Raw genomic sequence first — 12,174 nt, 5'->3', positions numbered from 1 at the left:
CCTGGGCGAAGCGTTCCCGGGGGCGGGCGGTCAGGTGGTGGGCAGCGTGTCCTGGAGGCGGTGGCGCAGGACGCGGCCGGTCTCGGAGCGAGGGAGCGCCGGGACCAGTTCGAGGCGGGCGGGCAGGTGGGAGGTGAGGATGCCCCGGGCCAGCAGGTGGGCGCGCAGGTCGAGGAGGGAGGGCGGGTCGCCTTCGGGGACGACGACGGCACAGGCGAGCTCGCCGTGTTCGGGGTCGGTGCTGGCGACGACGGCGGCTTCGGCGACGTGGGGATGGGTCAGCAGGTGTTCCTCGACCTCGGTGACGGGGACCAGGAAGACACCGCCGACCTCTTCGACGGTACGGTCCTCCTCGTGCGGGCCGGTCGGCAGGCCGGTGTCGGTCCAGTCGTCCCCGTCCCAGACCGGGCGCAGCCCACCGCTCTCGCGCTGCCATACCGCCAGCGGTGAGGCGGGGCCGCGGCGGTGCGGCCGGTGGTGGCCGGTGTCGGCCAGGGCCGGGTCGCCGTCGGCGTCCCGCGCCGGACTCGTCGTCACGTCCAGCGGCACCCGCAGCGTCTCGTGGACCTGGTGTGCCAGGCGCGTGGTGGCGCCGGCCCGGCCGGGGAGGAGCGCGTGCTTGAGCCGGCTCGGCGGGCGCGGCCGCTGTTCCTGGGCGGCGACCAGTTCCGCCCACTGCGCGGGGGTGGCCAGCGCCGCGCGCACGTCGGCCGAGGCCATCAGGTCCAGTGCGGTCTCCGGGTCCCAGACGTCCTGCAGGACCACGGTGGTGCCGTGGGTGAGCGGGCCGACCATCGTGTGCAGCAGTGACGGCAGCGTGGCCAGTGGCAGTGCCGTGAACGCGGTGACCCGCGAGCGCGGGTCCAGGCCGGCGTGCAGGGTGTTGGGGGTGTGCATGGCCATGCTGTGTGCGCGGTGCAGGCCCAGTGAGGTGACGGCGAGGCTGATCCGGTCGGCCAGGCCGGCGGGCAGCGGCAGCCAGCCGTCGCGCCGGTAGCGTTCGTGGGGGGTGTGCACGAAGTGCCGGGTGAAGTCGACCGCGCCGGTGGCGGCCGCGTCGCCCAGGACCACCCGATGGCGCAGCCAGGGCAGGGTGGGTGCGAGGTCGGCCAGGACCTGGGCGGGGGTGGTGCCCTCCCACCGGTCGGGGACGACGCAGATCCGGGCCTGGGCCGCGCCGAGAACGCTCTCCAGGTCACGGGCTCCGTATCCGGCCATCACGGGCACGGCGACGGCGCCGATCCGCAGACAGGCCAGCAGCAGGGCGCAGGTCTCCCACCAGTTGGGCAGTTGGAAGGCGACGGGGTCGCCGGCGCGTACGCCGAGGGCGTCCAGGGCGTGCGCGAACCGGTCGACGTAGCCGACGAGCTGGCCGTAGGAGATGCGCAGTACGCGGGTGGCGGCCGGGTGGTGGGCGCGGTGGGCGACGATCGCGGTGCGGTGCGGGTGTGCCGCGGCGTTGCGGTGCAGGTCGTGCAGGAGTGTGGCGGAGCGCCAGTGTCCCTCGTCGGTGAAGCGGCGGATCTGCTCGGCGGGTGGCCGTACGGCGGCCAGCAGGTCGGCGAGGGGGACGCTGCCGTCGGGGGTGATCGGCGCCCGGGCGGCGGGCGCCGTGGGTTCCGCCGCCCGCGGGCCGGTGCGCAGGGTGGGGCTGTGCGGTGCGGGACGGGATGCCGTCATCAGCGTCTCCTGCCGACGGCCCAGGCCACTTGGACCCTGGAGCGGCAGCCGAGCTTGCGCATCACGTTGCGGACGTGGTTGACGACCGTCCACTCGGCGATCTTGAGCCGGGAGGCGATCTGGCGGTTCGTCATTCCCTCGGCGACCAGGAGCGCGACCTGGAGCTGGCGGGGGGTGAGTGCGGCGGCCTCGCCGCGGTCGGCGCGCTGGCCCGGCTCGACCGCGGCGAGCGCTTCGCCGACCATCGTCTCGGGCCGCAGGCGCAGCCCTTCGACCCAGGCGGTGGCGAACACGCTCCAGCCGAGTTGGCTGCGCAGTTCGGTGACGGCGCCCTGGAGGCGGTCCCAGCGTTCGCCGTCGACCTTCACGCCGGTTCGGCGACGCAGGTTCTCGGCGGCGGCCAGCAGCCGGGTGGCGCGCTGCGGCTGGCCGGCGCCGCGCTGGACGAGCAGGGCGAACGTGTCGAGCGCCGCGGCCAGTTCGGTGCGCTCGTCGATCGAGTCGTACAGGGTCAGGCTCTGCCGCAGTGCCGACTGCGCCCCGGCCTCGTCGTCCTCGTCCCAGGCGAGCTGGGCCCGCAGGTGCAGGGTGCGGGCCAGGTCGCGGATCTCGCCGTTCTGTCGCTGGATGCGTTCGGCCCGCTCCAGCAGGGAGAGGGCGTCCTGGGGATGGTCGGAGGCCATCATCACCTCGGCGAGCGAGGCGGCGGCCTCCGCGGATCCCACGGTGTCGCCCTGTCCTTCCAGGGCGGTGCGGGCGGCGATCAGCAGGGACCGGCCCACCGCCTGGTCGCCGCACCGGAACAGCGCGTGCCCCATGCGGGCCGAGGCCAGCGCCCCGGCCCTGGCGTCGCGCAGCCGCTTGTACAGGGCGACGGCCCGGCGGTGCCGGTGCGCGGCTCCGTCGTGGTCGCCGAGGGCGGCGGCGAGCAGGCCGGCGCCGGTGTGCAGCCGGGCCCGCAGCCGCGGGTCCGTCTCGTCCTCGTTGCCGGACCGCCCGTCCGCCTCGTGCATGGCCTGTGCGGTGGAGTCGAACCAGTGCAGGCCCGGCTTGAGTTCGCCGCGGACCAGCCAGGGCCGCAGGCAGGCGGTGACCAGGGCGGCGCGCGGCGCGAGGTCGGGTCCTTCGGCCACGTGGTCGAGGGCGGCCAGGACGTTGTCGTGCTCGGCGGCGGCCAGCCGCAGCCAGCGCTGCTGCTCGGAGCCGTGGAAGCGGCCTTCGAGGGAGTGCATCAGCTTCTGGTAGTGGCGGGTGTGGACCCGGCGGGCCGCCGCGGCCTCCTCCGCGTCGCCGTCGAGGACGGAGAGGCTGTGGACGCGGATGGTGCGCGACATCGTCAGCCGGCTCTCGGTGTGCTGTCTCTCGTCGAGCCGGAGCAGGTTGCGGTCGAGGAGTTCCTCGATGGCGGCGGCGGTCTCGGCGGGGGACAGCGGGGAGATCTTCTCGGCGGTGGCGAGGGTGGCGCCCTGCCGGAACAGCGCGAGCCGGGCGAGCAGCGTCCGTTGACCGTCGGTCAGGCCGCGGCAGCTCCATTCGGCGGCGGCGAGCAGGGAGCGCTGCCGGGGCGGTACGTCGACGAGCCCGGCCAGGTGGCTGTCGCCGCCCCGGTGCAGCCACGACTGCACCTCTTGGAGCGGGAACAGCCGCAGCCGGCGTGCGGCCAGTTCCAGGACGAGGGGTACGCCCTCCAGCAGGTTGCAGATGTCGACGACGGAGGTGACGTTCTCGGCCGTGAGCGCGAACCCGGGGTTCACCTCGTGGGCGCGGCGGGTGAACAGTTGCACGGCCGGGTTGTCCTGTACGTCGGCGACATCGGGTTCGAAGAGCGGGCCGGGTGGGGGCAGCGGCGCGACGGGGACCACCTGCTCGCCGTAGATGCGCAGGACCTCCTGGCCCGTGGCGAGGACGGTGAGCCAGGGGCAGCCGGCCAGGTAATCGGCGACGACAGGTGCCAGCCGGGCGGCGATGTGCTCCACCCCGTCGAGGATCAGCAGCGCTCGGGGGCGGGGCTCGAGGCCGCTCTTCGGGTCGTGTGCGGGCGCGGCGCCGGCCGCCGTCGATGGTTCGTGCGCTGCGGGAAGGGGGTGGCGCAGTGCGTCGACGGCGCGGGCGACGGCGCCCACCGCCTCTTCGGGGTGGGGGCAGGCGGGCAGGTCCACGGTGCGGATGCCGCCGGGAAAGGTGTCGTCGAGCAGACGGGCGGCTTCGGCGGCCAGGCGGCTCTTGCCCACGCCACCGGCGCCGGCGAGCGTGATCAGCCGAAGGGAGGAGTCCTCGAGCCGTCCGCACACCGACGTCAGCTCCAGTTCGCGACCCACCATCTCCGTCGTCGGCTCGTGCACCGGCAAATCGGTCAGCATGTTTCCCCTCAGGACCACCGGGCGCCGACTTGCGCCACAGGCTCGGGTACTCCCGGTACTCCACGGTGTGCGACTGAACGCTAGGGACCGTGACTCGACCATGACTTAAGGCCCTCTGAAGAATCCGGCCGTCCGGTTCGCCCCCGTCGGCCGCTCCAGCCCCTCCGACCAGGCCGGGAACCCGGTGGAGGACCTCGTTCCAGCCATTTCACGGTCACCTGGCGACGAGATGGGTTCTGGCGGATTTAGCCCTTCACAAGTCCGGGGCGGTCGAATGGGCGGCCGCGTGAGAGTCCGCAATGAAGCGAGGGACCGACCACAGTGAGCCTTCAGGCCAAGCCAGTTACGCGTCTCGACCGTGTCGTGATCCGCTTCGCGGGCGATTCGGGCGACGGTATGCAGCTCACCGGTGACCGTTTCACCTCCGAGACAGCGACCTTCGGCAACGATCTGTCCACACTGCCGAACTTCCCCGCCGAGATCCGGGCACCCGCCGGAACCCTGCCGGGCGTGTCGAGCTTCCAGCTGCACTTCGCCGACCACGACATCCTGACCCCGGGCGACGCACCGAACGTGCTGGTCGCGATGAACCCGGCCGCCCTCAAAGCCAACATCGGCGACCTGCCACGCGGCGCCGAGATCATCGTCAACACCGACGAGTTCACCAAACGGGCCATGCAGAAGGTCGGCTACGCGGCCTCGCCGCTGGAAGACGGCTCCCTGGACGGCTACAGCCTCCATCCGGTGCCGCTGACCACGCTGACCGTCGAGGCCCTCAAGGAATTCGACCTCAGCCGCAAAGAGGCCGAACGCAGCAAGAACATGTTCGCGCTCGGCCTCCTTTCCTGGATGTACCACCGGCCGACCGCGGGCACCGAACGCTTCCTGAAGACCAAGTTCGCCAAGAAACCCGAGATCATGAAGGCGAACCTGGCCGCCTTCCACGCCGGCTGGAACTTCGGCGAGACCACCGAGGACTTCGCCGTCTCCTACGAAGTCGCACCCGCCGCCACCGCCTTCCCCACCGGCACCTACCGCAACATCTCCGGGAACCTGGCCCTGTCCTACGGACTGATCTCCGCGTCCCGCCAGGCGGACCTGCCGCTGTTCCTGGGCTCGTACCCGATCACACCGGCGTCCGACATCCTGCACGAGCTGAGCCGTCACAAGAACTTCGGTGTCCGCACCTTCCAGGCCGAGGACGAGATCGCCGGCATCGGGGCGGCGCTGGGCGCGGCCTTCGGCGGCAGTTTCGCCGTGACCACCACCTCCGGCCCTGGTGTCGCCCTGAAGTCGGAGACGATCGGTCTGGCGGTGTCGCTGGAGCTGCCGCTGCTGGTGATCGACATCCAGCGCGGCGGGCCCTCCACCGGCCTGCCGACCAAGACCGAACAAGCGGACCTGCTCCAGGCGATGTTCGGCCGCAACGGCGAAGCGCCGGTACCGGTGATCGCGCCGAAGACGCCCGCGGACTGCTTCGACGCGGCGCTGGAGGCGGCCCGGATCGCACTGACGTACCGCACGCCGGTGATGCTCCTGTCGGACGGCTATCTGGCCAACGGCTCCGAGCCCTGGCGGATCCCGGACGTCGACGAACTCCCCGACCTGACGGTGCAGTTCACCCAGGGGCCGAACCACACCCTGGACGACGGCACCGAGGTCTTCTGGCCGTACAAGCGCGATCCGCAGACCCTGGCCCGCCCGTGGGCGATCCCGGGCACGCCGGGCCTGGAACACCGCATCGGCGGCATCGAGAAGCAGGACGGCACCGGCAACATCTCCTACGACCCCGCCAACCACGACTTCATGGTCCGCACCCGCCAGGCCAAGATCGACGGCATCGACGTACCGGATGTGGAGGTCGACGACCCGCACGAGGCACGCACCCTCGTCCTGGGCTGGGGCTCGACCTACGGACCTATCACGGCGGCGGTACGGCGACTGCGGACCGCCGGGGAGTCCATCGCGCAGGCCCACCTACGCCACCTCAACCCGTTCCCGCGGAATCTCGGCGCCGTGCTCAGCCGGTACGAGCATGTCGTCGTCCCCGAGATGAACCTGGGCCAGCTGTCGACACTGCTGCGTGCCCGCTACCTGGTCGACGTACGGCCCTTCACTCAGGTCAACGGCATGCCGTTCAAGGAAGAACGGCTTGCCCACGCACTGGAGGCGACGATCCATGACCACTGAACTCCGCCTCCTGCCCAAGGACTTCAAGTCCGATCAGGAAGTGCGCTGGTGCCCCGGCTGTGGTGACTACGCGGTCCTCGCCGCGGTCCAGGGCTTCATGCCGGAACTGGGCCTGGCCAAAGAGAACATCGTCTTCGTCTCCGGCATCGGCTGCTCGTCCCGCTTCCCGTACTACATGGACACGTACGGCATGCACTCGATCCACGGCCGTGCACCGGCGATCGCGACCGGACTCGCCACGTCCAGGCGGGACTTGAGCGTATGGGTGGTCACCGGCGACGGCGACGCCCTGTCCATCGGCGGCAACCACCTCATCCACGCCCTGCGCCGCAACGTCAACCTCAAGATCCTCCTGTTCAACAACCGGATCTACGGCCTCACGAAGGGCCAATACAGCCCGACGTCGGAGGTCGGCAAGATCACGAAGTCGACACCGATGGGATCCCTCGACGCCCCCTTCAACCCGGTGTCACTGGCCATCGGCGCGGAAGCATCCTTCGTGGCGCGCACGGTCGACTCCGACCGCAAACACCTCACCGAGGTCCTGCGCCAGGCCGCCGCCCACCCCGGCACGGCCCTCGTCGAGATCTACCAGAACTGCAACATCTTCAACGACGGCGCCTTCGAGGTCCTCAAGGACAGGCAGCAGGCCGAAGAAGCGGTCATCCGCCTCGAACACGGGCAGCCCATCCGCTTCGGCACCGACGGCTCGCGCGGCGTGGTCCGCGACGTGACCACCGGCGGCCTCCAGGTGGTCGACGTGACCCCGGAGAACGCGGCGGACATCCTCGTCCACGACGCCCACTCCCCCTCCCCCGTCACCGCCTTCGCCCTCTCCCGCCTCGCCGACCCCGACACCCTCCACCACACCCCGATCGGTGTCTTCCGCGACGTCGAACGTCCCGTCTACGACATCCAGATGGCCGACCAGCTGGACGCGGCGATCGAACAGAACGGCAAGGGCGACCTGGCCGCCCTGCTGGCCGGCGGCGACACCTGGACCGTCGGCGTGTAATCCCGCCCCTCCACCTCCCCCTCCCCCGTTCCCTTCTCCTTTTCCTTATCTTTTCCTTTCCGAGGAGTCCCCTCATGGCGTACGTCATCGCTCAGCCCTGCGTCGAGGTGAAGGACAAGGCATGTATCGACGAATGCCCCGTGGACTGCATCTACGAGGGACCGCGCATGCTCTACATCCACCCGGACGAATGCGTGGACTGCGGGGCGTGCGAGCCGGTCTGCCCGGTCGAGGCGATCTTCTACGAGGACGATCTGCCGGAGCAATGGAGTGCGTTCGGCCCGGCCAACGCCGAGGTGTTCGAGACGGTCGGCTCGCCGGGCGGGGCGAGTGCGACGGGCCCGTTGGGCAGCGACCACCCGGTGGTCGAGGGGGCGCCCGTCCTCAGTGTCTGAACCGTGGTGACGAGCAGCGCGCGTCCGCCGGTGTGTCGGCGGACGCGCGCTGCTTCGGTTTGTGCGGGGCCAGGGCGACGTGGTTACAGGTTCCAGTCCATGCCCTGAGTCGTCAGACGTGGTGTCAGATGGTCGACGATGGCAGCGATCGTGGGATGGTCCCAGACCAGGTTCGGGTCGACGATCAGGCCGTGCTCGTCCTCCAGGTCGCCGCACAGGCTCAGTGCCGTCACGGAGTCCATGCCGTAGGTGACGAGAGGGGTGCGGTCGTCCAGGGATTCCTCGGGACGGTCGAGGTAGAGCGCGAGACGAGCGGTGAGCCAGCCGTGCAGCCCTGCGGCAAGTGCGGCCTGCCCGGAGGTACGGGTCGTCATGGAGAGCTCCTCGGCGATGGCGGCCAGGGTGTGGGCCCTGAAAGGGCGGGGTCCGGCCAGTGTCCGCAAGGGGGCTAAAGCCGGGCTTGAAGCTCGCCCCGTCGCTGCCGGAGCCGGGCGACATGACAGTCGTATGGCAAAGCGCGGTGGAGCGTGTGCCCAGGACCGCGCAATAGGACGCCACGGCATTCGTGGTGCGGCAGAACACTGGCACGTTTTTTCGGTTGGCGGCACCGGCGCGGTGCCTCAGGCAGCCATTCGTTGACCCGAATTCGGCAAAGAGGATTTGCTTCCCTCGTACCGGAGCCGTGCCATGACAGGCCGTTGCGGCTCCCTCGTCTCTCCCGTGAGTCAACGCCTTGCCGTGCCTTTCCATGCCTTTCCACGCCTTTTTACGCCGAGCAGGAGCAACAGATGGGGAACCAGCGACTGACCATGTGCATCATCGGCACCGGGCCCCGCGGCCTGTCGGTGCTGGCACGCGTCTGCGCCAACGCCGCCCTCGCCCCGGACACCGGACTCACCGTGCACGTGGTCGAGTCCGAGCGGCCGGGCTCGGGCCGTGTATGGCGCGGCAGCCAGTCCCGGCATCTGCTGATGAACACCGTCGCCTCCCAGGTGACTCTCTTCACCGACGAGTCGGTGGAGATGGAGGGCCCGCTGGAGACCGGACCGAGCCTGTACGAGTGGGCGCAGCTCATGGCGTCGCTGGAACCCGGGGAGTCCGGTCTGGACGACGGTTTTCACGCGGAGGCGCGCGGGATGGGCCCCGACACGTATCCGACCCGCGCGTTCTACGGCCACTACCTGGAGTGGGTGTTCAACCGGGTGGTCGCGCTCGCCCCGTTCCACGTCAACATCGTCGTTCACCACACTCGCGCCGTCGCCCTGGACGACGCGGCGGACGGGCCGGATGCGACGCAGACCGTGCGGCTGGAGAACGGCCGCGAACTGACCGGCCTGGACGCGGTGGTGCTGTCCCTGGGGCATGTGGAGGCGGAGGACCCGGACGCGCTGGCCCGGCTGCACAAGAAGGCGCAGGCTCTGGGGCTGAGGCATGTGCGGCCGGTCAATCCGGCCGACATCGACCTGGAGTTCGTCGGAGCGGGTGAGCCGGTGCTGCTGCGCGGGCTGGGGCTCAACTTCTTCGACTACATGGCGCTGTTCACCCAGGGGCGCGGTGGGGTGTACGAGGAGGTGGACGGGCGGCTGGTCTATCGGCCCTCGGGCCGTGAGCCCGCCTTGCACGCCGGTTCCCGGCGCGGGGTGCCGTACCACGCGCGCGGCGAGAACGAGAAGGGTGCCCACGGCCGGCACCACCCGCTGCTGCTGGACGAGGCGAAGGTGGCCGAGTTGGGGGCGCGGGCCGCGCGCCGCGGCGGCCTGGACTTCCGGGCCGACATCTGGCCGTTGATCGCCAAGGAGGCGGAGACGGTCTACTACACCGCGCTGCTGGCCCGCACGGAGGAGCCACAGGTCGTGGACGCCTTCCGCAAGGAGTTGCTGGACGCGCCGTGGGACAGCGCCGCGGAGGGCGAAGTGCTGGACGCCTACGGGGTGGCCGCCGCCGACCGTTGGGACTGGGGGCGCATCACCCGTCCCGACGAGGGGGCACGGTTCGACAGTCCGGCCGCCTGGCAGGAGTGGCTGCTGACGCGGCTGGGCCAGGACGTGGCGGACGCTCTCGAGGGCAATGTGTCCGGGCCGTTGAAGTCGGCGCTGGACGCGCTGCGGGATCTGCGCAACGAGATACGCCTGCTGATCGACCACAACGGTCTGACCGCGGACTCGCACCGCGACCACCTCGACCGCTGGTACACCCCGCTCAACGCGTTCCTGTCGATCGGGCCGCCCGCCTCCCGCATCCGGGAGATGATCGCGCTGATCGAGGCCGGTGTCCTCACCATCGTGGGCCCGGACGTGCGGATGGAACTGGACGAGGAGGCAGGGGAGTTCGTGGCGTCCTCGCCGAAGGTGCCCGGTTCCGAGGTGCGGGCCGGGGTGCTGATCGAGGCCCGGCTGCCCGACATCGACCTGCGGCGCACCGCCGACCCGCTGCTGCTCCATCTGCGGGCGACCGGCCAGTGCAGCCGCTATCGCATCCACGGTCCCGGCACCCGGACGTACGAGACGGGTGGTCTCGCGGTCACCGAGCGGCCCTACCGTCTGGTGGACGCCTCGGGCCGGGCGCACCCGCGGCGGTTCGCGTACGGCGTGCCCACCGAGTCGGTGCACTGGGTGACGGCCGCCGGTATCCGGCCCGGGGTGAACTCGGTGACGCTTGGCGACTCCGACGCGATCGCCCGTGCCGTGCTGTCGCTGGCGTCCGCAGCGGCGTACACGCTGCCGGGTGCGACGGCCGGGAGCGAGGCGGCGTGACGGCATACCCGCCGCGCCCTCACCGTGGTGGACGGTGAGGGCGCGGCGGGTCGACCGGGCGCTGTCAGGTGGTCGGCAGCTTCACCGACTGGCTGTGGCGGAAGAAGTCGCGCGGGTCGTACGCCTGCTTGACCTTCTGGAGGCGGGCGTAGCCGGACTTGTAGTACAGGTCGTGCCAGGGCACGCCGGAGGTGTTGTACTTCGGGTCGCTCAGGTCGATGTCCGGGTAGTTGACGTAGGCGCCGTCGGTCACGTCGTTGATGACGGGGACACCGCCCGTGGCGGCGAAGACGCCGTGGTAGAACTCGCGGATCCAGCGCAGTGAGATGTCCTCGGCCGCGGGGTCGTTCCACCACAGTCCCCAGGCCGCCTTGAACGCGGCTTCGCGGTGCGGGGCGGCGGTGGCGTCCGGGGCGACCGCGTTGACCTGGCCGCCGAAGGAGCTCACCTGCACGGCGGCGGTGGGATTGACCAGGTCGTCCCGTGTCAGGTGCCGGTAGAACTCGTCGATGTGGGCCGTCGGCATGGTCTTGCGGTAGTAGGCGGACTTGAAGTCGGACCTGAAGGTGGGGTCGTTCAGCGTCGGGTTGGTGGTGCCGATGTAGCGGGCGGCCTGGAGCCAGGGCATCCGGCGCGGCGCGGCGAGTTCGGGCATCGCGGCCACCTCGCCCATGGGGGTGGTCATCGGCTCCTGGGCCACGTCCAGGCCGGCGGTGATGGCGCCGAGGTAGTCGTCGAGTATCTTCTGCGCGTCCGGGACGGTCGCGTCGACCTGGGTGACCAGGCCGATGTAGCCGGCCGACTTGTGGTTCAGCCACAGCACGCTGGTCAGGTTGTCGTTGACGGTGCCGGACTTGAGGTTCTTGGTGTGCCAGTCGCCGAAGTTCTTGACCAGCCGTGCGAAGCGGTCCTTGGTCATATCGGCCCAGGGCCAGGCGGTGGCGTGCAGGAACACTTCGGCCGGCGGCTGCGGAAGCAGTTTCGCGGGGTTGGTGCCGGTCGCTCCGGGAGAGCGGAACCAGAAGCGGGTGACGACGCCGAAGTTGCCGCCTCCGCCGCCGGTGTGGGCCCACCACAGGTCACGGTTCGGGTCGTTCGGCTCGCGGGTCGCGACCTTGACCGTCGCCGTGCCGTCGGCGCCGACGCAGACGACCTCGACGCCGTACAGGTGGTCGACGACCAGCCCCATCTGGCGGCAGAGCAGGCCCCAGCCGCCGCCGCTGACATGGCCGCCGACGCCGACCTGGAAGCAGGTGCCGGCGGGGATGGTGACGCCCCAGGTGCGGTACATGCGCTCGTACACGTTCAGCACCTGCGCGCCGGCTTCGACGCAGACGGCGTTCTTGTCGGGGTCGAAGTAGACCCGGTCCATCCTGGTCATGTCGAGGATGACCTGTACGTCGGGGTTGAACACCCAGTCCTCGAAGCAGTGGCCGCCGCTGCGCACCGTCAGGCGCTTCCCGGCGGTCGCGGCCGCCTGGATGACCGAGCGGACCTGGGCGGTCGTCTCGGCAAGGCAGATCCTCTCGGGTGCGGAGGACCATCTCTGGTTCCAGCCCTGCACCAGGTCCTTGTACCGCTTGTCACCGGGGGCCACCGTGGTGATCGGCCCCGCCGCCGGTACGGCTTGGTCAGCCGCTGCGGACGGTGAGGCGAGGGCCGTTCCCGTCAGGAGGGCGGCTCCTCCGGCAGCCGCGCCCCCGGTGAGGAAGTTCCGCCTGTGGATACCTTCAGCGTGGCGAGCCATCGAGCCAACCCCTTTGTCCTGATGAGTCAATACG

At 70.7% G+C, this 12,174-nt stretch carries 8 protein-coding genes; 4 read left to right on the top strand and 4 right to left on the bottom strand.

Features of this window, described 5'->3' with window-relative positions; genetic code table 11:
• Positions 1-30: 30 nt before the first annotated feature.
• Both QF037_RS50180 and QF037_RS50175 read right to left on the bottom strand, forming a co-directional pair.
• A complete protein-coding gene (locus QF037_RS50180; RefSeq protein ID WP_307038322.1) occupies positions 31-1,680 on the bottom strand; it encodes an AMP-binding protein in 1,650 nt (549 codons plus the stop codon).
• Positions 1,680-4,040 (bottom strand): ATP-binding protein, encoded by a 2,361-nt coding sequence (locus QF037_RS50175; RefSeq protein WP_307038321.1) that lies wholly within the window; start codon positions 4,038-4,040, stop codon positions 1,680-1,682. The genes QF037_RS50180 and QF037_RS50175 overlap by 1 nt, the downstream gene beginning before the upstream one ends.
• A 321-nt stretch (positions 4,041-4,361) precedes the next feature.
• On the opposite strand from QF037_RS50175, the gene QF037_RS50170 reads away from it, so the two are divergent.
• The 3 genes from QF037_RS50170 to fdxA all read left to right on the top strand — a co-directional run bounded on the left by QF037_RS50170 (position 4,362) and on the right by fdxA (position 7,640).
• A complete protein-coding gene (locus tag QF037_RS50170; protein ID WP_307038320.1) occupies positions 4,362-6,230 on the top strand; it encodes a 2-oxoacid:acceptor oxidoreductase subunit alpha in 1,869 nt (622 codons plus the stop codon).
• Entirely contained in the window at positions 6,220-7,245 is a 1,026-nt protein-coding gene (locus QF037_RS50165; protein ID WP_307038319.1) for a 2-oxoacid:ferredoxin oxidoreductase subunit beta, read from the top strand. Before QF037_RS50170 ends, QF037_RS50165 begins: the two co-directional genes overlap by 11 nt.
• Before the next feature lie 74 nt (positions 7,246-7,319).
• Positions 7,320-7,640: a ferredoxin gene (gene fdxA, locus QF037_RS50160; RefSeq protein ID WP_307038318.1), complete on the top strand. Its 321-nt coding sequence runs from the start codon at positions 7,320-7,322 to the stop codon at positions 7,638-7,640.
• An 83-nt stretch (positions 7,641-7,723) separates the two neighbouring features.
• On the opposite strand, the gene QF037_RS50155 is transcribed toward fdxA, so the two are convergent.
• Entirely contained in the window at positions 7,724-8,014 is a 291-nt protein-coding gene (locus tag QF037_RS50155) for an acyl carrier protein (RefSeq protein ID WP_307038317.1), read from the bottom strand.
• A gap of 414 nt (positions 8,015-8,428) precedes the next feature.
• On the opposite strand from QF037_RS50155, the gene QF037_RS50150 reads away from it, so the two are divergent.
• On the top strand, positions 8,429-10,393 hold the full coding sequence (locus QF037_RS50150) for an FAD/NAD(P)-binding protein (protein WP_307038316.1): 1,965 nt from the start codon (positions 8,429-8,431) through the stop codon (positions 10,391-10,393).
• Between the two features lie 64 nt (positions 10,394-10,457).
• Here the strand turns inward: QF037_RS50150 and QF037_RS50145 are convergent, their stop codons facing one another.
• Positions 10,458-12,140: an FAD-binding oxidoreductase gene (locus tag QF037_RS50145; protein ID WP_307038315.1), complete on the bottom strand. Its 1,683-nt coding sequence runs from the start codon at positions 12,138-12,140 to the stop codon at positions 10,458-10,460.
• Positions 12,141-12,174 lie beyond the last annotated feature (34 nt).

Source organism: Streptomyces canus, from assembly GCF_030815415.1.
Classification (GTDB): Bacteria; Actinomycetota; Actinomycetes; order Streptomycetales; family Streptomycetaceae; genus Streptomyces; species Streptomyces canus_F.
This window is presented reverse-complemented; position numbering and strand designations above follow the sequence as displayed.